We start from the raw sequence: 23763 nt of genomic DNA, 5'->3' as shown, positions 1-23763 counted from the left end.
TAGATGAAATCCCTAAGTATAGAGTAATCATACGATAAAGGAATCAGAAGTTTAACTTCTAACTTGTTTCGATGGAAAGCCGTGTGCGGTGAAAGTCGCACGCACGGTTTGGGTCGGGGGAAAAGGTAGAGATAACATCAAAGCCTTACCTATCGACATCCGCCGCCTACGCAATTCTAGGCTATCAAACCGCTTATTTAAAAACCTACTATCCTGTAGAGTTCATGGCGGCATTGCTTACCAGTGTTATGGGAAATACACCAAAAGTAGGACAATATATTCAAGACTGCAAAAGGATGGGCATAGAAGTTCTTCCCCCTGATATTAACAAAAGTTATAGCACCTTTACGGTAGAAGAGGGGAAAATTCGATTTGGTTTAGCTGCCGTAAAAAACGTAGGAGTAAATATGATTGAGACGATGGTACAAACTAGAAAGGAAAAAGGAGAATTTATAAGCTTCAGTGACTTTTGTCAAAAAGTAGATGCAAAAGATTTAAATAAAAGAGCTGTAGAAAGTTTAATTAAATGTGGTGCCTTTGACAGTTTGAAAATCTATCGTGCACAGCTGATGGGAGTGTATGAAAGCCTGTTAGATAGTATTAATCAGGACAAAAGAAGAAAAATTCAAGGACAGCTTGGTCTATTTGACATGACAGGAGATACAAGTTTTTCCTTTAAAAAAGATCCCTTACCCAACATAAAAGAATTTGATGACAAAATTAAATTAAATATGGAAAAGGAAATATTGGGCCTCTATATCAGTGGACATCCACTAGCAGAATTTCAGCAGGAACTAAAATATTTTACGAGTATGAATAGCAGTACTATAAACGAAATCATGGAAAATCCTCAGGAAACAGAACACAAAGACGGAGAAAAAATAATTGTTGGAGGTATGGTATTAGAGAAGGTAACAAAAACTACAAGAAATAATAAATTGATGGCTTTTATTGTATTAGAAGATTTATTGGGAACAATGGAATGTATTATATTTCCTAATATTTTTAGCCAGCATATGGATTTAATTCAAGAGGGAAACTTGATAATCATAGAGGGGACATTGAGTTTAAAAGATGAAGAAAATCCTAAAATATTAACCAATACAATAAAACCCCTAACAAAAATGCAGACCCAAAAACTGTATATTAAGATTAAAGAAAAAAGTGATATGGTTTTATTGCATAAAGCTAAAAATATATGTAAAAAATATCATGGCAACGTGCCACTTTATATCTATATAGAAAAGGATAATAAGGTTTTACGGGCAGATAGAGATTTATGGGTAAAGCTCAACCATGATTTAATACAAGAATTATCACAGATATTTGGTAAAGAATCTGTTAAAATTAAGTGATTTTTTTAGATTTTATAACTTCTCTTAAAGAGAAGTTATAAAATCTAGTATACTTTAGAAGAATTTTATTTGAAAACAGAGGACAAATTATATATAATTGTTATTAAGAAATTACATAATAATGGTATGATAAAAGTATACTAAGGATAAAGGAGGCCTCAAGTTAAAAATGTGGACAGTAGTATATATGACAAATACCAAAGAAGATGCTCAACATATTGAAAAAATATTGGTAAAAGAAGGCTTCTTAGTAAAAATAAAACCTATCAGTAAAAACAATGATCAGGGTACTTGTGAGATTTTGGTTCCTAGGTCTGAAGTTGAAGAGGTACATACAATATTATTGCAACAAGGCTTATAGCAATATAAGTCCTTATTTTTTCACCTAAAATTCCATAGGGATAAGCTTTGCCCATAGGGACAAAAAATGACCCTGTAGGATAGAATGGAGGGAATAAAATGAAAACAATAGGTGTATTAACTAGTGGTGGTGATTCTCCTGGCATGAATGCTGCCATCAGAGCTGTTGTACGAAATGCAATAGCTAAAGGGTGTAGGGTGATAGGGGTTAAAAGAGGATATGATGGTTTAATCCATGGACAATTGGAGGAAATGAACCTATCTTCTGTTGCAGATATTATTCATAGAGGAGGTACCATATTAAGAACTGCTAGAAGTGAAGAGTTCAGAACCGAAGAAGGAAGAAAAAAAGCTTTAAATGTTGTGAAGGTTTTTGGTATAGGAGGCATGGTCGTTATAGGAGGTGATGGATCTTTTCGAGGAGGGCAAGAATTAAGTAAATTAGGGGTACCAACCATTGGTGTACCAGGAACGATTGATAATGATTTAGCTTATACAGATTATACCATAGGCTTTGATACCGCTGTTAATACGGTGGTTGAAGCCATCAGTAGGATTAGAGATACCTCTACTTCTCACGGTAGAGCTAATATTATAGAGGTTATGGGAAGGCATTGCGGAGATATTGCGCTTCATGCTGGATTGGCTGGTGGGGCTGAAAGTATTATTATCCCAGAAGTAGGATTAGATATTGATCAAGTTTGTAGAAAACTCATAAAAGGTAAAAATAGAGGAAAACTACATAGTATTATCCTATTAGCAGAAGGTGTAGGAGGAGCTATTGAGTTGGGAGCTACGATTGAAGAAAAGACAGGTATTGAAACAAGAGCTACTATATTGGGTCATACCCAAAGAGGTGGAAGTCCCACAGCCTTCGATCGAGTTTTAGCCAGCAAAATGGGAGCAAAGGCAGTAGATTTATTGCTGGAGGGAAAACAAAGCCTTGTTGTCGGGGTAAAAGGAAATGAAATTATTAGTGTAGATATTGAGAAAGCTCTGAGCATTGAGAAGCAACTAGATAAAGAAACTTATCAATTAGCTGACATATTATCCATGTAAAGGGAGGAAAAATAATGAAAAAAACCAAAATTGTATGCACCTTAGGACCAGCAAGTGAGGAAAAAGAAGTATTCAAACAACTAGTGGAAAATGGATTAAATGTAGCCAGATTAAATTTTTCCCATGGAACCCATGAAGAACATGGAAAGAGAATAGAAACTGTCAAGGAAGTCAGAGAAGAGCTAAATTTACCTGTAGCGATTCTTCTTGATACGAAGGGACCAGAAATAAGAACAGGAAAGTTTGAAGATCCGGAGGTTTATCTTCAAGAGGGACAAACCTTTACGCTAACTACAAGGGAAGTTCTAGGAAATGCCATCATCTGTAGTATAAGTTATAGTGGCTTAGCGAAGGATGTGAAGGCAGGGGATAGCATTTTGATTGATGATGGTTTAATCGGATTAAGGGTGCAGAAAATCATTGATGAAACTGATATAGAATGTATTGTTGAAAATGCAGGAGTGGTAAAGAATCATAAAGGTGTTAATGTGCCAGGGGTAAAAATTAATCTCCCTGCTATTACAGATAAAGATAAAGCTGATATTGAATTTGGTATTAAAATGGATATTGATTTTATTGCTGCTTCCTTTGTCAGAAAACCTGAGGATGTGCTAGCTATCAGGAAAATACTGGAGGAAAATAACGCGGAGCATATCCAAATTATCTCTAAGATTGAAAACCAAGAAGGTGTAGATAACTTAGATGCAATTATTGAAGTGTCTGACGGAATTATGGTGGCTAGGGGAGACTTAGGGGTAGAGATCCCTACAGAGGAAATACCTTTGGTACAAAAAAATATGATTGAAAAATGTAATAAGGTAGCAAAGCCAGTTATTACTGCTACACAAATGCTGGACTCAATGATAAGAAATCCTAGACCTACTAGAGCAGAGGTGACAGATGTAGCAAATGCTATTTTAGATGGTACAGATGCTATCATGCTATCGGGAGAAACTGCTGCTGGTAAGTATCCTATTGAAGCCGTAAAAACCATGACAAGTATTGCTAAAAGGATCGAAACTTCTATAGACTATAGAACATTGTTGAGAAATAAGGCCATTGAAAGAGAAACTACCATTACAGATGCTATTAGTAATGCTACATGTGTAACGGCTATGGACCTCCAAGCCTCTGCAATTGTTACAGCTACTTCTTCAGGGCATACAGCAAGAATGGTATCAAAGTTTAGGCCAAAAGCGCCAATTATAGCTACAACTACGAAAGAAAGGGTACGCAGAAGATTAAGCTTAGTATGGGGCGTAAATTCAATTTTAATCGAAGAAATGGGTTCAACAGATGATATTTTCCATGCTGCAATACAATCGGCATTACAACAAGGTATGATTCAAAGAGGAGAATTAGTGGTGATTACTGCGGGTGTACCGGTAGGTGTTGCTGGAACAACCAATTTGATTAAAGCCCATATCGTTGGAGATATTCTCTTGAATGGTACAGGTATAGGTAAGGGAGCAGCTACAGGGAAGGTGGTAGTTGTAGATGCTACACAAGAAAGTGAAGTAAACATAGAAGCAGGAGATATTCTGGTTACACAATTTACTGACAAGGATTTAATTCCTTACATGGAGATTGCCGGAGCAATTGTAACAGAGGAAGGTGGATTAACCAGCCATGGGGCTATTGTAGGTCTAAACTTAGGAAAGCCTACTGTAGTAGGAGCGAATCATGCTACAAATAAACTAAAGGATGGAGATATTGTAACAGTAGATGCAAAAACAGGATTAATTTATAGCGGAAAAACAAGAGTATTGTAAAATTTTTAATGTAAATTTTACTTAATGTTAACACAATAATTCTACCTATTTCATATAATAGAAGCATGGATGAAACATTCTCCCCCTTTATTCATATAAATTGTATAAAGGAAAATACTTATAGAGTCTACCTAGATTGTAGACTCTTTTTTTGTGAAAAATAATATATTTAATGATGGGAGTTTACTTACGACGAGATAAAAAAATATTGAAATAGATCTACAAAAAACTTATCAATTATTTCCCGATTAGCAGAAAGAAAAAATCAGCTGGCGGGAAGCTTTTTAGGAAAAGTGCATTAAGGAATATTTTTTTGCTGGAAGGCAGAGAAGTATTTCTCTATCTTTTTTATAGATTTCTAGTACAGAAAGGAAAAAAATAATTCATATAGAATTAACTATTAGAGAATAATGTTATGTAGGAGGTATTAAATTGAGAGAAAGTTATAGTGAAATACAAGTAAGGTATCAAGAGACGGATCAAATGGCAGTGGTTTATCATGGCAATTATTTTACATGGTTTGAGGTGGGAAGAACAACTTTGTTAAGAGACATGGGTTATTCTTACAAGCAATTAGAGCAGGAAAATATTATGTTGCCAGTAGTCGAAGTGAAATGCATCTATAAAGAACCGGCTAAGTATGATGATGAAATTGTTATAGAAACAAAAGTGCGGGAAATGAAAGGGATTAGAATTACTTTTGAATATAATATTATTAGAAAAAAGGATGAAAGATTATTGGCAACAGGTGAAACTACCCATGCTTTTGTAGATACAAACTTAAAACCAATAAACTTTAAAAAAACACATCCTGCTATTTATGAAGCGTTGATTAAAAATTCCTAATGAGGTGTTTTCATGCTATTAAAACTTATTTTATTATTTACAATTGTTCCTATTGTAGAATTGGCTATCTTACTAAAGCTAAGTAATTATATAGGGTTAGGATATACTTTGCTGATTGTTTTAATTACTGGTATATTAGGCGCATCTTTAGCTAGAAGCGAAGGAAGAGGTGTTATTAGAAGGATTAAGCTAGAAATGGCACAAGGAAGAATGCCGGGAGATGAATTGATTAATGGTTTATGTGTGGTGGTAGGAGGAGCATTGCTATTAACCCCTGGGATATTTACAGATGTTATAGGTTTTTCTCTTGTGATTCCTGTCACTAGAGCTGCTATCAAAAGCACTGTAAGAGGTAAAATTAAGAAAATGATTGAGGAAGGAAGCTTTATGTTTTATTATAGAAAATAAAGTTTGTGGAGATTAGTGGAAATAAGGTATAATATTTATAGCATTGGTAAATAATGCTTAACAGGTCTATTTTTAAAAATAAGAGGTAAACTGATTCTAATCTTATTGGAGCACATATTATGTGCTCATTTTTTTTAACCACAAAAAGACGGCATAGCCGTCTTTTTGCTTAAATTTCTGGGTTTATATAGGATGAAGGAAAAAAAGGCTTATTTAATATCAATGCTTCTGATGAATTAGATAGCGTAGAAGATAGATTTTCTACTTGAAATTCAATAGCATCTATACCTTCTAAAGAAGTAAAGGTATATACAATAGCATCTATCATTAAATTTCTAGGGGCATCTTCCATAGCGAAGGCATCATTGAATTTTAAACGAAGTGTATTTCCGTCGATAGAATAATCCAACAACATGACGTCTTCTGGTACTGGGGGTTGTAATGTATAATTATAAAGCAGAGGGTTGTCACTATATTTTAATGCATTAAATATTGTTTCTATAGAATGATCTTCAATAGATGAATTTAAAGGTGTTAGCAAAATCCGATTTGTGGTGGTTCTATAGCCAGCGTAAAGCTGAAGGCCTTTAGGGGCAGAAATAGGTTCATTCATAACCATACCATGAAAACCATCTGCTAAAATCCTATTATTAAAATAGAACTGCACTCCATCAACCCCATCAATAGCTGTTAAGGAATTTACGAAGCTATTTACAGCAATGATTGCAGAGGAGGCATATTCATCATAAACGCCTATATCCTTGGGTAGATATACATTTGCTATTTTTCGATTCAAGCTAAGTCTTTGGACGGGAGGTATAGGGGATACATCCGGCAGTCCTAGAGCAGGATTTGGGCCTTTTATTAATTCATCTATAGTAGCTCTTAAAGGTGTTCTAGTATAGGGGATTAGTCGAGTGATAGGAATCAAATTATCCATATTATTGTCTGGGAAATATAAAGTTAGCGAGGTTTGATTTCCATCTATTACGCTTGGTGCTTTGACATAAGTAAAAGCACTATCATAAGTGACAGCAAGCATGGTAGAGGTAATGGGAGCTTGTAGGTTTTCTACATTTAATGTTACTTGAAATGCATAATCACCATTTGGAAGATCTAAAAAACTTTGAGGAAAATCCATTTCTAGTGTGGTTATTTTACCATGCTGAATGCTTACTTCCTCAACAGCGACGTTTTTGATAAGTTTTTCTTCTGAATATAGAAAAACTTCTACAGGATGACCTTCATTAAACTGTAGTGGAAGAAGTTTTTCATTTGCTGTTAATGATACCTGTAACCTTGGGTGAGATGAGGAAAGCATGGTTATACTAGTATCAAAAGAAGTAATTTCTTTGCTAGACCCAGTAAAAGGTAAAGAGAAACTTAAGGCCGATGTATCAGCATATAGAGGCATACCAGAAGCAGTGATAAAAATTATAATGAACAATAAAATTGTTTTAATAGATCGAAACATTTTTTAAACTCCCTTCTAAGCTTGTCCTTTGTCTATAATTACTATATATTATAATATAATGGGTATAGATGGTAAACAAAAACAATAAAACAAAAGTTGTCACAAAGAGGGAAAAACAGTGCTAAACAAAAGAAAACTTATGGGTTTCGACAAAAGAAACGTAGAAAAAGGAGTGTATATACATCATGCTACAAAAAAATAGTATATATTCTATTGAAATAGAAGATATGGGGCATACTGGCGAAGGCGTGGGGAGAATAGAGGGGTTTACAGTTTTTGTTGAAGGTGGTATCCCAGGAGACTATTTAAAAATAAAACTAAAGACGCTTAAGAAAAATTATGGTATAGGAAGAATCATTCAAATGCTTAAGCCTTCTGAGGACAGAATCTCTCCTCCTTGTAGTTTGGCTAACACCTGTGGGGGATGCCAAATTATGCATATGGACTATGGAGCGCAGCTAGCGATTAAGGGAAAGCGGGTAAAGGAAATCTTAGAAAGGATAGGAAAAATCGAGACAACCATACATCCTACCATAGGGATGGAAAATCCTTATGAATATCGCAATAAGGCTCAGTTTCCAGTAGGTATCCTCAAAGGTAAAGCTATACTGGGTTTTTATAAAAAGAGCAGTCATGATATTGTAGCTACGGATTATTGTCATATTCAAGCTCCTATAAATAAAGAAGTGATAGAAGTGATAAAGAACTATATTGAAACCTATAAGATCAGTGTTTATGATGAAAAAAGTAAAAAGGGTCTTATAAGACATGTAGTAACGAAGGTAGGCTTTGCAACAGGAGAAGTGATGGTGGTGATGATCACCAATGGTAAAGAGTTACCTCTTAAAAACCGATTAGTAGAAATGCTTCAAAAAAAGGTAAAGGGATTAAAAAGTGTTGTTCAAAATATCAATGATAAAAATACCAATGTTATTTTCGGCAAGGAGACCCTTACAATTTATGGTGAAGATAAAATTGTAGATTACATAGGGGATTTAAAATTCCATATTTCAGCACAATCTTTTTTCCAAGTAAATCCTATGCAAACAAAGGTGCTTTATGAAAAAGCTCTAGACTATGCAGGTCTGACAGGAGAAGAAAATGTATTTGATATTTACTGTGGTATAGGAACGATCTCTCTATTCTTAGCAAAGAAAGCCAAGAAGGTGATAGGGGTGGAGGTAGTGGAGGCTGCTATCAAAGATGCAAAGGAAAACGCTAGAATTAATGATATAAATAATACAGAATTTTATGTAGGTGAAGCGGAGGTAGTGATACCGGAACTTTATGAAAAAGGCTTAAAGGCAGATGTTGTGGTAGTAGATCCACCGAGAAAAGGCTGTGAAGAAAAAGTACTGGAAACCATAGTAAAGATGAATCCCAAAAGAGTCGTATATGTATCCTGCAATCCAGCTTCTTTGGCGAGGGATCTAGCTTACTTAGAAGGGAAGGGATATAAGACAGTGGAGGTACAGCCGGTGGATATGTTTCCGCATACGGCTCATGTAGAGTGCGTGGTAGGAATATGTCGGGAAAATACGTAGAAATCCTTTGTTTTCAATACGTTGAGAGGTATGCAACATTCACACAAACAAGTGAGAATGGTAAGCAAAAGAGTGTTCATAACAAAATTGAAGTGTCTGTGGTAATCGAGGTAGAGTGCGTAGACATATAACTATAACTGAATAATGATTTTCAATACACTTGTTTCCAAGAGAAGCAGGTGTATTTTTTTATCAAGGAGGACTACGACCCATGGCAAAAATAAAAAAAGAATTCAAAACAAAGTTTACAACGGTTTCTAATGATTTTCTTTTCGATAAACGAATGGGTATAGCAGAACGAGGACTACTCATTACAATGTTAGGCATGAACGATAATTGGGATTTCAACGTCAGGGGTTTAGCAGCTATATTACCTAACGGTGAAAGTAGTATCAAGAGCAGTTTAAGAAAGCTTGAGGAATTAGGGTATTTAAAAAGAACTCCTATTCGTCATAAAGGAAAATTCATCGATACTGAATATACTTTTTCTGATACACCTATCTTCATAGAGGAAGGGGAAAAATTAAGGCTGGAAAGAGAAATCAAAAGAGCTGAAAAAAGTATGGAAAGTGGAGAAATACAAAATAATGAACCAATAGTTGAAAACCCACTAGCGGTTGATTCATTGATGGAGGAACCGCTAGTTGAAAATCCGCTAACGGTAAAACCGACAGTGGGAAACCAACCGGATAATATAATGACTAATCAATTAAATACTAATCAATTAAATATTAATGATAATCAATCTATCCATCAATCAAATATTGCCCCAATGGAGCAAATGAGGCAGAGTAATCGGCAGCTAAAGAACGATGGAAGGATAGATGATGTTCATTACCAAAATTATGATGAGCAGATAAAAAGGAATATTGAATATGATCTTCTGCTAGAAAGGTATCCATCAAATAAGGAGATGATCAACGAGATTACGAATTTACTCATTGATACTATGAAGAATCATAGAAAGACAATGAATGTTGATGGCGGTCAAATGAAATGGGAGAATGTATGCTCAATATTTATGAAACTTAATTTCAGTCATATTCAATATGTCATGGAAAGCCTGGCAAAAAACACTACTCAAATACGAAACATTAAAGCTTATTTATTAACGACACTATATAATTCGTTTTTTACCATTGATAATTATTACTCGGCAGCAGTAAAACATGATATGCCTTGGCTTTCTAGAGGCTAGGCAGCTTTCATTTAATTTATAGGAAGGAAGGTAAAGCCAGTGTTAAAGAAAAGATCAAATGAAGTCAGGTACACACTTAATGTGCAGCCTATTATTTTTGACATTGTTATCCATGGAAAAATGAATACATCTCAACTCGGTCTATTTTCAATGTTCATTTATCAAAATGAAGTGAGCTTCACTTTGGATGATTTAAAAAGAATGTCACCAGTGGATACGGTAGAGGAAATAGAAACCAATTTGTATCAATTGGCCTTGATGGGTTATGTAAAACAAATGTGAGGGAGGAAGCTATATGAAGTTATTGTCGGATGAATTAAAAGAAAAATTTGTGCAAAATCCTTTGTATTCAACAGAGGGCATTGAATTTCATGAGAAGAAGATTTTAGCCCATTTTTTTAATCCTATTGGTGCAGGGGATTGGTATATTACAGAAGGAAATTACGACCCTAAGACAAATGATGTATTGATGTTTGGATACGGTCATCTTGGTGATGATCAAATGGCAGAATGGGGTTTTGTAACTATAAAAGAATTGGAGGATATCAAGCTGCCTTTAGGCTTTAAAATTGAAAGGGATTTTCTGTATGATGGTAATCATAATTTTATAATCAATGATGTTGCAAAAGTAAGGGGACTAGGATTAACGTATGTGGAACCAGATTCAAAGCTTGCAGAAATTAAGGGTAAAGGAACCAGGTATGAAAAAAATCCAATATCGAAGTCTCAGGATAAAGAGAAGGATAGGTGAGAACCATGCCAAAACCGGATGATCATATACATGAGTTAGTTCAGATAAAAATTAAAGCGGCCATGCTAACTAAGGATACCATTGAAAAAGCCATTCAGTGGTATCTTTTTAATAAGACAGAAAAGGATAAATTCAAGGTTACAGTTGGAAAAACGGATATGAACACCCTGAATGCCACTGAAAAAACTGTAAAGTTTCTTCCAATAGAGATAGACAGGGAGCTAATGAAGCTATATTCAAAAGAATTTAAGAAGTACAGTATCCATTTTGCGGTGGAAAAACAGTCCAAGGGCAACTATATGATAGCCTTTGCGGGAAGGAATATGGAAACAGTGGAACACGCTATGAAAAAGGTTGTTGAAGAAGTAGCGAGGATTCAGAAGGAAAAGGAGAAAAGCGGAATAGGGAAAATTAAAGAATATAATGAAGCCGTCCATAGCCAGGCTAAAGAGAGCACCAAGGAAAGAGAACGGAAAAAAGTAAAGGACAGAAGCCGATAGTGATTAAGTTGAATACCAAAATCTTAAAAAAGAACCTAGTTTTTAACAGTCCATTAATTTTGATTGGAGTTGTTATGAATTGGGTTTCTTTTATTAGCAGGACAGATTATCAAGGCAATATAATCCTTGCTATTGGTGAAATTTTAAACAGTCCGGCGGTAGTGCTTAAAGCTTTACCTCTTTCCTTTAATCCTGTTGATTTAATTGTTGCTTCCAGTGTCACTCTTATACTGCTATTACTCATTTTAGAGAAACGTGCCAACCAAAAGAAATTTCGTAAGGGTGTTGAACATGGTTCGGCCCGTTGGGGTACAGCAGAGGATATCAAGCCGTATGTTGATGATGATATGAGGAATAACATCATTTTGAGTGAAACAGAATTTCTTACAATGAGCAGCAGACCTAAAAGCAAAGAATTGATCGAATATGCACGTAATAAAAACATTATTGTGATCGGGGGAAGTGGTAGCGGGAAAACAAGATTTTTTATCAAACCCAATATTATGCAAATGCACAGCAGCTATGTGGTTACTGACCCCAAAGGAACCATTGTCAATGAAGTTAGTACAATGCTTCTGAAACATGGTTATAAAGTGAAAATCCTGAATTTAGTCAATTTATCTAAGTCCATGCGGTACAATCCAATGGCTTATATCAAGAATGAAGAAGACATATTAAAGTTGGTCGATACGATCATAGAGAATACCAAAGGAGAGGGAGAGAAAGCGGGTGAGGACTTTTGGGTGAAAGCAGAAAAGCTTTTATATCAAGCCTTTATCGGCGCAATCTTCTATGAGTTTCCAGACTTTGAAAAAAATCTGATCTCTGTTGTAGAAATGCTAAAAATGTGTGAAACAAGGGAAGATGATGAAACTTTTAAAAACTCTGTAGATTTGTGGTTTGAGGAATTGGAGCAAAAGAATCCAGATCATTTTGCAGTCATTCAATATAAGAATTATAAGCTTGCAGCCGGAAAGACAGCAAAAAGTATCTTGATTAGCTGTGCTGCTAGGCTTGCACCTTTCAACATTCCAAGAATAAGGGATTTGGTCAAAGAGGATGAAATGGAACTGAACAAAATCGGTGATGAAAAAACAGCTCTCTTTGCCATCATTCCAGATACGAATCGAACGTTTAATTTTATTATTTCTATGATGTATACACAGATGTTTAATACTCTTTGTACCCATGCGGACGATGATTGCGGTGGCAGGCTGCCCATTCACGTCCGTTTTATGTTGGACGAATTTGCGAATATCGGAAAAATTCCTGATTTTGATATCCTCATTGCCACAATCCGTTCAAGGGAAATGTCTGCAAGTATCGTATTGCAGTCCAAGCGACAATTAAAATCCGTATACGGTGAGGATAAGGCAGCTATTATCGAGGATTGTTGTGATACCACCATATTCCTAGGCGGGAAATCAAAAGACACAATGAAAGATATCGTGGAAACCTTGGGAAAAGAGACAATAGACGATTTTAACACTTCCGATACAAGGGGTTCCAATTTATCTAAGGGACTGAATTATTCAAAATTAGGCAGAGAGCTAATGACATTGGATGAAATGGCGGTTATGCGAGGTAGAAAATGTATTGTTCAGATACGAGGAACCAGACCATTTTTCTCCAATAAATACGAAATTACAGATCATCCAATGTATAAATATCATGCCGATGGCCTGGAAGACCCCAGGTGGTTTGATGTGGAGAAATATGTGAAGAAACAACATCAACATCCTATTTCCTACGAATCTTTGAAAACATCGATGAAAGGTAAAACCATGAGGATAACTGAAAATATAGAGCCTGTCCAGCTATTTGAAGGGGATAAATTGGAAATGGAAAATGGAGGGGTGGATTTTACGGACTATTACGCTGACGGAGGTGAAATTTTAGGATGAATTCATTATTTGAAAATATCAACGAAAAAATATTTTTGCCTGCTATTACGTGGTGTTTGGAAACCTTCATGGAAGCTTTTATAGCTTCATTAAACGTATTGCAGACAGAGGTAGGAAAAACACCGATAGAATTTAGTGCTACATTAGTCAGTTCACTGCGGGCCATATCCACAAGCGTCATTATGCCAGTGGCGGGGCTGATCTTAACCTATATATTCTGTTACGAGCTGATCAATATGCTGCTGGAAAAAAACAATATGGCTGAATTTGAAATGTTCAATCTGTATAAAGCCATCTTTAAAATTTTCCTAGCTATCCTGCTTGTCACTAATTGCTTCGATATCACTCTAGCATTCTTTGATGTAGGGCAGAGCTTGGTTGCGGGAGTCACATCAACGACCATAACCGTATCCATGGCGGATATTACAGAGCAGATGATCACACAGGCAGAAGCGAACATAGGAATGGGTTTAATTTATCTGTTACTCTCTGCAATTATTATGATCGTTGGTTGGGTAGCTGTGGGCCTAATCTACCTGGTGGCTTGGGGTCGAATGATCACAATCCTGATATATATATCTGTTGCTCCTATTCCTTTTGCTACTTTGATGAATCGAGATTGGATAGGGCATATCGGACAGAACTATTTAAAAAACTTATGTGCTTTGGCAATACAGGGATTCCTAATGATGATTTGTATGCTGATATATGGTGGATTGGTGTCCAGCATTGAACCGATCATTTTATCATCCGGTGCTATGGTTGGCATTGTTCTCATCCTGGTGTCAATGTTCGTATGTGTGAAATCACTTATGAGTTGCTTAAATCTAGCAAAATCAATATTTGGAGTTTCATAGAGAACTGATAACAGGTGTCAGTGACTGACACAGAACAAGGAAAGAGGTGTGTAGGATGGCATATATAGAAGTGCCGAAAGATTTAAATCGGGTCAAAACCAAAATTGCTGCTGGATTAACCAAAAGGCAACTGATCAGCTTTGGCAGTGCTGCTATGATGGGTTTTCCTGTGTATTTCTTGGTGCGACAGATAGCTCCTAATGAAATCGCAATGATAGCCTTGTTTATCGTTGCTGCACCTTCAATACTGCTCGGACTATATGAGCGGGACGGGATACCTGCGGAAGAATTATTGAAAAGCTACCTCAAATTTAAATATATGCAGCAGCCGATCAGGACGTACAAAGTGACGGAAAAAAATACTTTTTTAAAAAGGGGGGTAAAGAAACGTGCCAATGCAAGCAGTAAAAAAGCCTGATATGCAAAGAAAACATTTTAAGCAGGGCCGAAAAAAAGAAACATTGCTGTCTGTTGTCATTGATTCTGTTAGAAATCAGAAACAGAATCAAGTGACTTCAACACAGGACACCATACCCTACCGTCAGATGTTTAAGGATGGAATTTGCCAGATAGACGATACCCATTTCAACAAAACCATTGCATATAACGACATCAATTATCAGCTCGCCCACTCAGAAGATAAAGAAGTAATTTTTAGTGAATGGTGCAATTTTCTGAATTACTTCGATCACTCAGTTTCTTTTCAACTGACATTTATAAATGAGTTGGCAAACATTGATGAAGAAAAAAAGTCCATTGAGATCAAAAGCCAGGATGATGAATTTGATGATATTCGTGAGGAATACAGAGAGATGTTGATGGAACAGTTGGAAAAGGGTAACAATGGCTTAACTAGGAGGAAATACATTACCTTTACAATAGAATGCGAAGGTCTAAATGAAGCCAAAGGCAAGCTTGCCAAAATAGAAAATAATATTCTAAATAATTTTAAATTGCTAGGAGTAACAAGCTTTTGCCTGAATGGAAAAGAAAGATTGGAAGTCCTGCATAATATTTTAACTACTGATAAGGTATTTACTTTCGACTGGAATGAGAAAACAGAAAGAGGGCTGTCTACCAAAGATTACATTGCTCCTTCAATATTTGATTTCAATAACAAAAGATATTTTAGAATGGATAAGAAGGTTGGGCAATCTCTGCACATGATGATTCTTGCGCCAGAACTTAGTGATAGAACCTTGGCAGATTTTTTAGATATGAAAAGTGAAATGATTGTCAGCTATCACGTTCAATCCATCGATCAGCAAAAAGCGATAAAAATTATTAAAGGCAAAATTTCTGATCTGGACAAAATGAAAATTGAAGAACAAAAAAAGGCTGTCAGAGCAGGATACGACATGGATGTCATTCCAACGGATATCAATACCTATGCCGATGAAGCAAAACGGATTTTACGGGATTTGCAGTCACGCAATGAACGTTGGTTTATGGTTACGATCATAGTCACCAACATTGCCAGGACGAAAGCGGAACTGGAAACGAACATATTCCAGGCAAAAACCATAGGACAGCAATATCAGTGCAACTTAAAGCCATATGACTATGAACAAGAAAATTGCTTAATGGCAAGTCTGCCAATTGGCGTGAACAATCTATATCCGAAACGAGGGCTGACCACATCCGCATTAGCAATCTTTGTTCCTTTCACTACACAGGAATTGTTTATGGGCGGGCAATCTTTATATTATGGTGTGAATGCGTTAAGTAACAACATGATCATGGTGGATAGAAAGCGTCTTAAAAATCCTAACGGTTTGGTGTTGGGAGTTCCAGGAAGCGGTAAGTCTTTCAGTTCCAAACGAGAGATAACCAATGTATTTCTGATTACAGATGATGACATTATTATCTGTGACCCCGAAGGAGAATACAGGCCACTGGTGGAAGCTTTGGGGGGGCAGGTTATAAATATCTCACCGACATCAAAGGACTATGTAAATCCATTGGATTTGAATATGGATTACAGTGATGATGAGTCCCCCCTTGCGTTGAAATCAGACTTTATTATGTCCTTGATGGAATTGGTTTGTGGTGGTAAAAACGGGCTGTTGCCAGTCGAGAAGACCATTATTGATAGGTGTGTACACATTATTTATCAGAAATATCTATTAAACCCTATACCTGAAAACATGCCGATTTTAGAAGATTTGTGGAACGCTTTGAAGGAACAGGGAAGTAAGGAAGCAGACAATTTAGCAGACGCTTTGGAAATCTATGTGAAAGGTTCCCTACAAGTGTTTAATCATAGAACGAATGTAGAATTAAAAAATCGGTTGGTTTGCTTTAATATTAAAGAACTAGGCAAGAACCTAAAAAAATTGGGCATGTTGATCGTACAAGACCAAGTGTGGAATCGAGTGACCATAAATCGAGATAAAAGGAAATCCACATGGTATTACATTGATGAATTCCATTTGTTGCTCAAGGAAGAGCAAACATCTGCTTACTCTGTAGAAATCTGGAAGCGATTCAGGAAATGGGGCGGTATCCCAACTGGAATTACGCAAAATGTTAAGGACTTCCTTGAATCAAAAGAGATCGAGAATATTTTTGAAAACTCTAATTTTATTTATCTGTTGGCCCAAGCACCAGCCGACAAAGAGTTTTTATCAAAAAAATTGAATATCTCTAAAATGCAGTTATCATACGTATCAAATAGTCCCCCAGGTGAGGGGCTTTTAATTTATGGGGGTGTAATCATTCCATTTAAAGATCATTTTCCAGAAGATACAAAACTGTATCAGCTCATGACAACTCGATTGGAAGAACAAGCGGGGTGATCAGCTATGGCAAAATTCAGTGAAGATAAAAAGAAACATATTATGGGAAAAAGTGCAAGGGAATCCCCATCAAACGAAGCACCTAATGATAGCAAATATGATGATGTGGATATAAAGTACAAAAAGCTGAAAGAGGATGATTTAGGAAATCGGGTGGTGGAAAAAGTACGTTCTGACAAAAATCTTCTGAAAGAAGTTAGAAGCAAAGCACCTTATAATAGAAAACCGATTGAACCAAGGCATAAGCCAAAGACGAAGAAGATCAGGGGTAAAAAGAATAGGCAAAAATATTTTGACGAACGAAGAAAAAAAATAGCAGAGAATGAAGCAGAGTATTTAGCAAAGGAGTCCCAACACATTACAAATATCGTTGGGCAGGGCATTCGGGGTGAAACCAGTCCTTTATATGACGATATTAGAGAAACCATACGGAACGAAGATCGTGCCTTGTACAGACAGATGTACTCCCATGAGAAGGGCCTGAAATATGAAAAAAAGGCAAAGCAGTTAAAGGAAAAAACTGAAAAAAAACATCTCGAAGTTAGTTCGGTTGAGGAAAAAATTAAGGCAAAAAAAGTTGTTCGTGTAGGCTTGCATGAAGAAGTTCAGGAGGGCGAGGAAGGGCAAAAAGTATCAAAGCTGAAACATGGAATCTACCAGAAGGAAGTCAAACTGAAACAAGGTGAGCGGACGGTAGAACAGAAATTGCAATATCAATCCATCCATCAACCAAAGCAATTGATAAAAAGAGATTTAGAAAAAAGTGAACAGATGGAAGGTAACGAAGGGGTTCAGGTAGCACATCAGGCTGAAACTGTACTTAAAAATAAAATCATGAAGCCTTATATTCGTGATAATTATGGATTTGATAAGCACCATGTCAAAGCGAAAAAATTGAAGCATAAGGCTAATGTAGCCAGTGCCAAGGCCGAGTACAATCAAGCATTGTCTGAATCCCTGTTGCAATCGAATCCTATTTCAAGGAGTATGCAAAGGAGGAATATCAAGAAAAGAATTTACGAGGAAAAAGGATTATATCGATCGCCACTGCATAGGGTGAAAGATTTTGTTGTAGGTTCTGTAAAATTTATTGACCCACTGTATAATGTCAAACAGGCTTATCACGTTATCAGCACTGCAATAGGGGCTATGGGACTATTACTCAAAACGATCATTACTACTGTAGTGGTATTTATGATCGTAATTGTTCCCGTAGTTGCAATTGTCAGCGTGTTCAGTATCTTTTTTGATTTTGGTGAAAATGAGAATGTAGAAATTGCAAATATGACCCTATTCTGGAATGAGCAATTGACGGACATTCGTATGGAACTGATTGAAGCTGATCAAACGGAGTCCTATGCAAAATCAAATTATGACCCTGTGGATGAAGTACGAATATCCGGTTCAGTGGATATCAATATGGCACAGGAACAGCAGCGACAGGTACAGGTCATCGGATATATTACCGCATTGCTGCAAGATGACTTGGATAGAAGATCAGGGGAAACTGCACTGAAAGCCGCCTTTGATGAGTTGTACCAGGTACACCAGGAATATGCCGATGAGGGATGGTGGGAAACAGAGCTTGTAGGATATGACAATGAAGGCAACGCCATATATGAAGACGTATGGGTTGAATACTGGGTACTGTATTTATCTTTGGAGCAGGGGGATATAGACGAGTATGCCATCAGCCAACTCAATCAGCTTAACGAAGAAGATCGTGAGCTGGCCTTACTGCAATATGAGCAATACCAGGAGGGCTTAGGATATGGTCAGATAGGCAGAAATCCTTTAGAGGAAACTTCTGATTGGAGGGGTTTGGTATCCAGCTTGTACGGATACCGGATAATGGATAATTCCAAGGAGCTTCACAGGGGATTGGATATAGCCATTCCTGAAAATACGCCATTATATGCCATAGCAGACGGAACGGTAATAGCCGTAGGCAGTGGCAGTTCGACAGGGAATTATGTGTACTATAAAATCGAAGTTGGACGAGAGAAATATACAGTTAAGTACATGCACCTAAATTCTTCCAGTGTAAGAGAAGGGGATGTCATATTGAAGGGCCAACAGATAGCACTTTCGGGAAATACGGGGAGAAGCACAGGGCCACATCTGCACTTAGAGATTGAACATAATGGAAAACAGTGCAATCCCTTGTTTTTAATTGAATATCCTGTTTCTGATTGAAATTCCCAATTCCAGAGTTGGGGATTTTTATATTTCAAAAAAATTATAAAATTATAGGAGGTAGTTTTATGTCATTTTTTACATCAGCAATTTCAACACTTTCAACACTGGTAGTCCTGATCGGGGCGGCACTTGCGGCCTGGGGGGTCATCAATTTGATGGAGGGTTACGGAAACGATAATCCAGGGGCCAAAAGTCAGGGGGTGAAGCAGTTGATGGCAGGTGCAGGCATTGCCATTGTTGGGCTGACGCTAATCCCAATGCTTTCATCGATGTTTTAAAAAGTTCCGAAGAATCCCTGAAAAATCCAAAATATTCGTTTTTGGGGGGACGATGAAATGGTATAATATAGACAGAAGTCTATACGGGATAGGAGGTTATTCAAGTGCAATACAAGGGCAAGATAATTTCTCAAAAGTTTCATATTGGAGATGTATTGAGTATCACCACAGGGAAGCTTGTTTCAACTAGACACATGGACGGGATATACGATATTTTGAAATTTATGACCGGAAGAAGTGTTTTTACTCATGAAATACCTGATTTTATAAGGGAATGTCAGAAATTCCTGTTAGAGCAGTTTCCACAGCTTACACATGCAAATGCTGATCAGGTTGATGAGAATTCTTTGGAATCGTGGATAAAGGAGCAAGAAAAAACCTATGGCAAGGAACTGGATATTAAACCGCTTCCGTAGTTGGCTAAGGTACTTAGCGGATCAAAATGAATATCAAATTATTATCTTAAATTGATGAGCGTGGTTAAATCGCTCATCTTCTTTCTTTATCACAATAAATAGAATAGCTTTAAAAAATATAGGGTGAGCATATTTCACCCTATATTTATTTTCAGGCAGGGAGGCATGATTATGAGCTTACAGGCTTTGCAAGCTAAAAAGGAAAAACTGCTTATCAAAAGGGATAAGCTGAATGAACAGTTAAAGGCCATCACTTCACAGATCGAAGCAGAGGAATTAGCCACTATCCGAAATATCTTGAAGCAGGAAAATATGTCTGTTGAAGAAGCAGGGAAGCTATTACGGGGAAAGAAGGAGGAATAGGCCAATGAAAATCTTTAGAACTTTTCTACTATTGGTGTTTGTCATTAGCATGATGACAACATCTGTATTGGCAAATACGGTAAATGATGACACGTTGTTGGAAAAGACCATGCCCGAAAGTGTGACAGGGGAGAAAAGGGATGGCTCTGGAACTGCGGTTGATTATACTTTCAGTGGAGAGAAAGAGTTTTATACAATTGTTACAGCCGATGGAAACACTTATTATTTGGTGATCGACAATGAGAAAAGCCAAGATAATGTGTATTTCCTGAAAGAAATCAATGATGGCAATCTAAGCGTCAATAAAAACGTTCCGGTTACTGAATTGGAACAGATACCACAAGTGCCTACACCAATAGAAACCCCTTCCGATACTGAGTCTGGGCCGAAAGGGAATAACAATCTATTACTCATTGCCATCGTGTTCGTCATTCTAATCGGTGCAGGATATTACTTCAAGATTTATAAGCCGAAGCAGAAAAAGCTTCATACGCCATCCCAGGAGGACGGATATGATGAGGAATATGAAGAATTGCAGTATATCGAAGATGATGAAGATATCATAGAGTCCGATACAGAGGGGAAAGGGGAGTAGAACATGCTGAGAAAAAGAACAGAATATAGTGAATATGTCCAGAGAAATATTGATCGATTAAATCAAGTTTTTGGAAATGTAACGTTATCAGTGGAGGAAGAAAATAGCTTGTTGTGGCTGTGCTGTTGGGAAGATACAACCATTGAAAACCTTGTATCAGCGATTTCAAGGGCCATTCAATGCAGCCTGGATGACCATTACTTGAAAAATGCAGAAATGAGTGCTGAAAGCAACTATAACATGATCGACGGTTTGATAAACAATGAATTTCAAGAATCTGAATCTGTTTTAGAATCGATACAAGCCAAAGGCATACAAAGGGATAAACTTGAACAGCTTCCGGATAAAGCTACAGGACGGTAGAAAGATGTGTAAAAGAATATGTATCAATCCGTAACCCTCTACTTGGTCATTAGACAGCCATGGGAGGGTTATTAAAATCCGAAAAATATATAAGGTGTCAGTCAGTGACACATGAGGTGAGATATGAAGAAATGTATAATCTGTGAAAAGCCATCCTTGGCAGCCAATGTATGCAAAGCACTTCAAATGATGGGCGAAAAAGTCACCAGAAAAGATGGCTATAGCGAAAGTACCAGCTACTATGTGATTCCGGCCTTTGGTCATCTTTTTCAGCTTTATGACATTGAGGAATATAGCAGTGAGGGCAGACCCTCTAAATGGTCACTTGATCAGCTACCGTTTTTCCCTGATCAATATCAGTTTTCCTTGAAAAAAGATCACAAAACTAAAAAGGTTGATAGCGGTGTAAAGAAGCAGTTTCTTTTGATCAAAAAGCTGATACAGGACAATAAAACCGAAGCTGTAGTACATTGCGGTGATAGTGATCGGGAAGGGGAGATCATTATCAGAATCATTCTTGAACAGGCAGGGAACAAAAAGCCGGTGCATCGTCTATGGCTTCCTGATCAGGTGGAAAGCACCATCATTAACGGGTTATCCTCACTGGAATTGGACAGCAAGTATGACAATCTCGCCAGAGAGGGTTATGCTCGAACCTATATTGATTGGGCCTATGGTATTAATCTGACCCGCTATGCCAGCGTCAAATGCGATAGCTTATTAAAGGTCGGCCGAGTGATCAGTGCCATCGTCAAAACGATCTATGATAGGGAGCGGGAAATTGAAAACTTTGTGCCGGAAAAATATTTGGTGATAAACAGCAAAGCAGCTACCAATGGTGAAACCATTGATTTGACCGCCAAACATCAATTTAAACCACAGCAGCGACAGGCAGCGAAGGAGCTATGTGATGTATATAACACCTTGGGAGCAGTGGTAACAGATATCAAGACGGAAAGAAAGATCGTAGGAAGTCCGAAGCTATTTAGCCAATCAGGATTACAAAACGTGCTTTCCAAACGGTTTAAATTTAGTCCTGATAAAACCTTGTCCCTGGTACAAGGGCTATATGAACGGGGATTTGTTTCCTATCCCCGTACCCCTACTGAATATCTAGCCACTGCTGAAAAGGGAAGGGTGCAAGCTATTTTAAAGCTGATTCAGGAAAAAGGACATCAGGTGGTGTTTAAAGATCAGAAATCGATCTTTGATGACCGGAAAATTGAAAGTCATAGTGCGATCATACCCACGATCAAGCTTCCCACTGACAAGGACTTTAAATCAGTGGATGAAAAAAATTGCTATGCAGCGATTTTTAACCGTTTCTGTGCAGTCTTCTATCAAGAGGATTGTGTCATTGACCAAACAATAATGACAATCAGCGTTGGAGAGCGGGAGCAATTCAGCCTAAAAGGAAATGTATCTGTTTCAAAAGGATGGAAGCTTGTTGAACCGATAAATGAAACTGAAAAAATGCTGCCGAAATTCAATGTCAATGACAAAGTAGAAGTTGATTTTAAGCCTGTTGAGAAGTTCACACAGCCTAAAAAACACTATACGGTAGAAACCCTCAACAGCTTCCTTAAAAACCCCTTTAAAGATGAATCTAGGCAGGCAGAAGAAAATGATGATCAAGACTATCAAGCCTTGTTTGATGGCCTGGAAATCGGTACGGAAGCAACTCGGCCATCCATTATAGCAGGTGCGATACAGAGCGGATATATAGCCTTAGATAAGACAAATTACCTGATTCTGCCCAAGGGAAAATATTATGTTGAGTGTCTTGAGCAGTTAGGCATAGACATGACAAAGGAGAAAACCGTCTTCTTAGGAAAAATCTTAAAAGATGTGTATAAGGGAGAGCTGACGATACCGGAAAGTTTATCCGTTGTCTATGCTGAAATTACAGCTATTATGAAAAGGCAAGTGGGGATGGAGCCAATGACAGGTGGTAGCAGAAAAACAGAAATTGGTATTTGTCCCCGTTGTGGCAAAAAGGTCATTGCTTACCCAAAGGCATATGCCTGTGAGAGTGGGAAAGAGGGCTGCGGATTTGTAATATTTAACCCTACAGCGCAAAAACCGATATCCATAAGCCAGGCAAAGAAGCTCCTGGAAAAAGGGAAAACAGATTTGATCAAGGGCCTTACTGCAAAGAGTGGGAAAAAGTTTGAAGCTTATTTAATCCTTACGCCTGAAAAAACAATAGGATTTCAATTTAAAAATTCAAAAGGAAAATAGAAAGGAGCGCAATATGTCTAAAAAATATAAATGGTTCAATGCTTTCATCAGTGTGATCTTGATCATGACCATGATACCACTGCCTACTGCTTATGCCAATGAGACCGTTAATGTCAATGTTTTAAATAGTCCCATCATAGATGTGTTTTTAGCCAAAGGGATATCTCAGACCAATACGGCAAATTTCAAAGCTGATATTTTGGCCGGACTTCAAAGGGATGGCTATAACACTGATTTTGTAGAAATCAATGAAATTGAATCTGCGGAAGTGAATATTTCAAATGCGTTTAATTGGGATACATCCTATATGGATTACAATACAAGGGTCGGCGGTTCTACAGGTGATGGAATTGGTAATATAACAATTACTAATAACGGGAGCGTCATTGATATGGTTGGCAATCAATCATTAGCAGGTAAAAACGCAATTTTCACTATCCCAGAGGTCGATTATCAGCAACAATTTAATTATTCCTATAATA

General features: G+C 37.1%; 23 protein-coding genes. 22 read left to right on the top strand and 1 reads right to left on the bottom strand.

Annotated elements, in window-relative coordinates:
* The first annotated feature begins 248 nt into the window (after positions 1 to 248).
* The 6 genes from BJL90_RS01570 (at position 249) to BJL90_RS01545 (ending at position 5800) form a co-directional block, all read left to right on the top strand.
* Entirely contained in the window at positions 249 to 1355 is a 1107-nt protein-coding gene (locus tag BJL90_RS01570) for a helix-hairpin-helix domain-containing protein (RefSeq protein ID WP_169824180.1), read from the top strand.
* A 169-nt stretch (positions 1356 to 1524) separates the two neighbouring features.
* Positions 1525 to 1716, top strand: a complete 192-nt coding sequence (locus tag BJL90_RS01565) for a hypothetical protein (RefSeq protein WP_070963685.1) — start codon at positions 1525 to 1527, stop codon at positions 1714 to 1716.
* Between the two features lie 98 nt (positions 1717 to 1814).
* Positions 1815 to 2774 (top strand): 6-phosphofructokinase, encoded by a 960-nt coding sequence (pfkA, locus tag BJL90_RS01560; protein ID WP_070963683.1) that lies wholly within the window; start codon positions 1815 to 1817, stop codon positions 2772 to 2774.
* A 14-nt stretch (positions 2775 to 2788) separates the two neighbouring features.
* On the top strand, positions 2789 to 4546 hold the full coding sequence (pyk, locus tag BJL90_RS01555; protein ID WP_070963681.1) for a pyruvate kinase: 1758 nt from the start codon (positions 2789 to 2791) through the stop codon (positions 4544 to 4546).
* Between the two features lie 432 nt (positions 4547 to 4978).
* Positions 4979 to 5392, top strand: a complete 414-nt coding sequence (locus BJL90_RS01550) for an acyl-CoA thioesterase (protein WP_236905001.1) — start codon at positions 4979 to 4981, stop codon at positions 5390 to 5392.
* A 12-nt stretch (positions 5393 to 5404) separates the two neighbouring features.
* Positions 5405 to 5800, top strand: a complete 396-nt coding sequence (locus BJL90_RS01545; protein WP_070963680.1) for an FxsA family protein — start codon at positions 5405 to 5407, stop codon at positions 5798 to 5800.
* 169 nt (positions 5801 to 5969) lie between these two features.
* On the opposite strand, the gene BJL90_RS01540 is transcribed toward BJL90_RS01545, so the two are convergent.
* Positions 5970 to 7274: a GerMN domain-containing protein gene (locus BJL90_RS01540; RefSeq protein WP_070963678.1), complete on the bottom strand. Its 1305-nt coding sequence runs from the start codon at positions 7272 to 7274 to the stop codon at positions 5970 to 5972.
* Positions 7275 to 7459: 185 nt separating this feature from the next.
* On the opposite strand from BJL90_RS01540, the gene rlmD reads away from it, so the two are divergent.
* The 16 genes from rlmD (at position 7460) to BJL90_RS01460 (ending at position 23281) form a co-directional block, all read left to right on the top strand.
* Positions 7460 to 8818 carry a 23S rRNA (uracil(1939)-C(5))-methyltransferase RlmD gene (rlmD, locus tag BJL90_RS01535; RefSeq protein WP_070963677.1) on the top strand — a complete coding sequence of 453 codons (1359 nt, stop codon included), beginning with the start codon at positions 7460 to 7462 and terminating at the stop codon, positions 8816 to 8818.
* A 211-nt stretch (positions 8819 to 9029) separates the two neighbouring features.
* Entirely contained in the window at positions 9030 to 10016 is a 987-nt protein-coding gene (locus tag BJL90_RS01530) for a DUF6017 domain-containing protein (RefSeq protein ID WP_070963675.1), read from the top strand.
* A gap of 39 nt (positions 10017 to 10055) precedes the next feature.
* Positions 10056 to 10298 carry a hypothetical protein gene (locus BJL90_RS01525; RefSeq protein ID WP_070963673.1) on the top strand — a complete coding sequence of 81 codons (243 nt, stop codon included), beginning with the start codon at positions 10056 to 10058 and terminating at the stop codon, positions 10296 to 10298.
* Positions 10299 to 10311: 13 nt separating this feature from the next.
* Complete coding sequence (locus BJL90_RS01520; protein WP_070963672.1) at positions 10312 to 10767, top strand: DUF2958 domain-containing protein; 456 nt, start codon at positions 10312 to 10314, stop codon at positions 10765 to 10767.
* A gap of 5 nt (positions 10768 to 10772) precedes the next feature.
* The gene (locus BJL90_RS01515; RefSeq protein WP_070963670.1) at positions 10773 to 11267 is read left to right on the top strand and encodes a DUF3801 domain-containing protein; all 495 of its coding nucleotides are present in this window, start codon (positions 10773 to 10775) and stop codon (positions 11265 to 11267) included.
* The gene (locus BJL90_RS01510; RefSeq protein ID WP_070963669.1) at positions 11267 to 13171 is read left to right on the top strand and encodes a VirD4-like conjugal transfer protein, CD1115 family; all 1905 of its coding nucleotides are present in this window, start codon (positions 11267 to 11269) and stop codon (positions 13169 to 13171) included. The genes BJL90_RS01515 and BJL90_RS01510 overlap by 1 nt, the downstream gene beginning before the upstream one ends.
* Positions 13168 to 14028, top strand: a complete 861-nt coding sequence (locus tag BJL90_RS01505) for a VirB6/TrbL-like conjugal transfer protein, CD1112 family (RefSeq protein ID WP_070963667.1) — start codon at positions 13168 to 13170, stop codon at positions 14026 to 14028. Before BJL90_RS01510 ends, BJL90_RS01505 begins: the two co-directional genes overlap by 4 nt.
* Before the next feature lie 55 nt (positions 14029 to 14083).
* Positions 14084 to 14446: a PrgI family protein gene (locus tag BJL90_RS01500; protein WP_070963665.1), complete on the top strand. Its 363-nt coding sequence runs from the start codon at positions 14084 to 14086 to the stop codon at positions 14444 to 14446.
* Complete coding sequence (locus BJL90_RS01495; protein ID WP_081562173.1) at positions 14424 to 16826, top strand: VirB4-like conjugal transfer ATPase, CD1110 family; 2403 nt, start codon at positions 14424 to 14426, stop codon at positions 16824 to 16826. The genes BJL90_RS01500 and BJL90_RS01495 overlap by 23 nt, the downstream gene beginning before the upstream one ends.
* A 6-nt stretch (positions 16827 to 16832) precedes the next feature.
* Complete coding sequence (locus BJL90_RS01490) at positions 16833 to 19022, top strand: M23 family metallopeptidase (RefSeq protein ID WP_070963664.1); 2190 nt, start codon at positions 16833 to 16835, stop codon at positions 19020 to 19022.
* 68 nt (positions 19023 to 19090) lie between these two features.
* On the top strand, positions 19091 to 19303 hold the full coding sequence (locus BJL90_RS01485; RefSeq protein ID WP_070963662.1) for a Maff2 family mobile element protein: 213 nt from the start codon (positions 19091 to 19093) through the stop codon (positions 19301 to 19303).
* A gap of 104 nt (positions 19304 to 19407) precedes the next feature.
* Positions 19408 to 19719 carry a DUF7736 domain-containing protein gene (locus BJL90_RS01480; RefSeq protein ID WP_070963660.1) on the top strand — a complete coding sequence of 104 codons (312 nt, stop codon included), beginning with the start codon at positions 19408 to 19410 and terminating at the stop codon, positions 19717 to 19719.
* Positions 19720 to 19890: 171 nt separating this feature from the next.
* A complete protein-coding gene (locus BJL90_RS01475; RefSeq protein WP_070963659.1) occupies positions 19891 to 20082 on the top strand; it encodes a hypothetical protein in 192 nt (63 codons plus the stop codon).
* On the top strand, positions 20039 to 20677 hold the full coding sequence (locus tag BJL90_RS01470; protein WP_169824179.1) for a CD1107 family mobile element protein: 639 nt from the start codon (positions 20039 to 20041) through the stop codon (positions 20675 to 20677). The genes BJL90_RS01475 and BJL90_RS01470 overlap by 44 nt, the downstream gene beginning before the upstream one ends.
* A gap of 3 nt (positions 20678 to 20680) precedes the next feature.
* Positions 20681 to 21040, top strand: coding sequence for a DUF4316 domain-containing protein (locus BJL90_RS01465; protein ID WP_070963655.1), 360 nt, complete (start codon positions 20681 to 20683; stop codon positions 21038 to 21040).
* 123 nt (positions 21041 to 21163) lie between these two features.
* The gene (locus BJL90_RS01460) at positions 21164 to 23281 is read left to right on the top strand and encodes a type IA DNA topoisomerase (protein WP_070963654.1); all 2118 of its coding nucleotides are present in this window, start codon (positions 21164 to 21166) and stop codon (positions 23279 to 23281) included.
* Positions 23282 to 23763 lie beyond the last annotated feature (482 nt).

It is taken from the genome of Clostridium formicaceticum (genome assembly GCF_001854185.1).
Taxonomy (GTDB): domain Bacteria; phylum Bacillota; class Clostridia; order Peptostreptococcales; family Natronincolaceae; genus Andreesenella; species Andreesenella formicacetica.
Note: the sequence above shows the minus strand (reverse complement) of the source record. Positions and strands in the feature narration are given on the sequence as shown.

Bases quoted from the DNA above. Each gene is read 5' to 3' on its own strand.
- BJL90_RS01570 (WP_169824180.1), top strand. From the start codon at position 249: ATGGGAAATACACCAAAAGTAGGACAATATATTCAAGACTGCAAAAGG.
- BJL90_RS01565 (WP_070963685.1), top strand. From the start codon at position 1,525: ATGTGGACAGTAGTATATATGACAAATACCAAAGAAGATGCTCAACAT.
- pfkA (WP_070963683.1), top strand. From the start codon at position 1,815: ATGAAAACAATAGGTGTATTAACTAGTGGTGGTGATTCTCCTGGCATG.
- pyk (WP_070963681.1), top strand. From the start codon at position 2,789: ATGAAAAAAACCAAAATTGTATGCACCTTAGGACCAGCAAGTGAGGAA.
- BJL90_RS01545 (WP_070963680.1), top strand. From the start codon at position 5,405: ATGCTATTAAAACTTATTTTATTATTTACAATTGTTCCTATTGTAGAA.
- BJL90_RS01540 (WP_070963678.1), bottom strand. From the start codon at position 7,274: ATGTTTCGATCTATTAAAACAATTTTATTGTTCATTATAATTTTTATC.
- rlmD (WP_070963677.1), top strand. From the start codon at position 7,460: ATGCTACAAAAAAATAGTATATATTCTATTGAAATAGAAGATATGGGG.
- BJL90_RS01530 (WP_070963675.1), top strand. From the start codon at position 9,030: ATGGCAAAAATAAAAAAAGAATTCAAAACAAAGTTTACAACGGTTTCT.
- BJL90_RS01520 (WP_070963672.1), top strand. From the start codon at position 10,312: ATGAAGTTATTGTCGGATGAATTAAAAGAAAAATTTGTGCAAAATCCT.
- BJL90_RS01515 (WP_070963670.1), top strand. From the start codon at position 10,773: ATGCCAAAACCGGATGATCATATACATGAGTTAGTTCAGATAAAAATT.
- BJL90_RS01505 (WP_070963667.1), top strand. From the start codon at position 13,168: ATGAATTCATTATTTGAAAATATCAACGAAAAAATATTTTTGCCTGCT.
- BJL90_RS01500 (WP_070963665.1), top strand. From the start codon at position 14,084: ATGGCATATATAGAAGTGCCGAAAGATTTAAATCGGGTCAAAACCAAA.
- BJL90_RS01495 (WP_081562173.1), top strand. From the start codon at position 14,424: ATGCAAGCAGTAAAAAAGCCTGATATGCAAAGAAAACATTTTAAGCAG.
- BJL90_RS01490 (WP_070963664.1), top strand. From the start codon at position 16,833: ATGGCAAAATTCAGTGAAGATAAAAAGAAACATATTATGGGAAAAAGT.
- BJL90_RS01485 (WP_070963662.1), top strand. From the start codon at position 19,091: ATGTCATTTTTTACATCAGCAATTTCAACACTTTCAACACTGGTAGTC.
- BJL90_RS01475 (WP_070963659.1), top strand. From the start codon at position 19,891: ATGAGCTTACAGGCTTTGCAAGCTAAAAAGGAAAAACTGCTTATCAAA.
- BJL90_RS01465 (WP_070963655.1), top strand. From the start codon at position 20,681: ATGCTGAGAAAAAGAACAGAATATAGTGAATATGTCCAGAGAAATATT.
- BJL90_RS01460 (WP_070963654.1), top strand. From the start codon at position 21,164: ATGAAGAAATGTATAATCTGTGAAAAGCCATCCTTGGCAGCCAATGTA.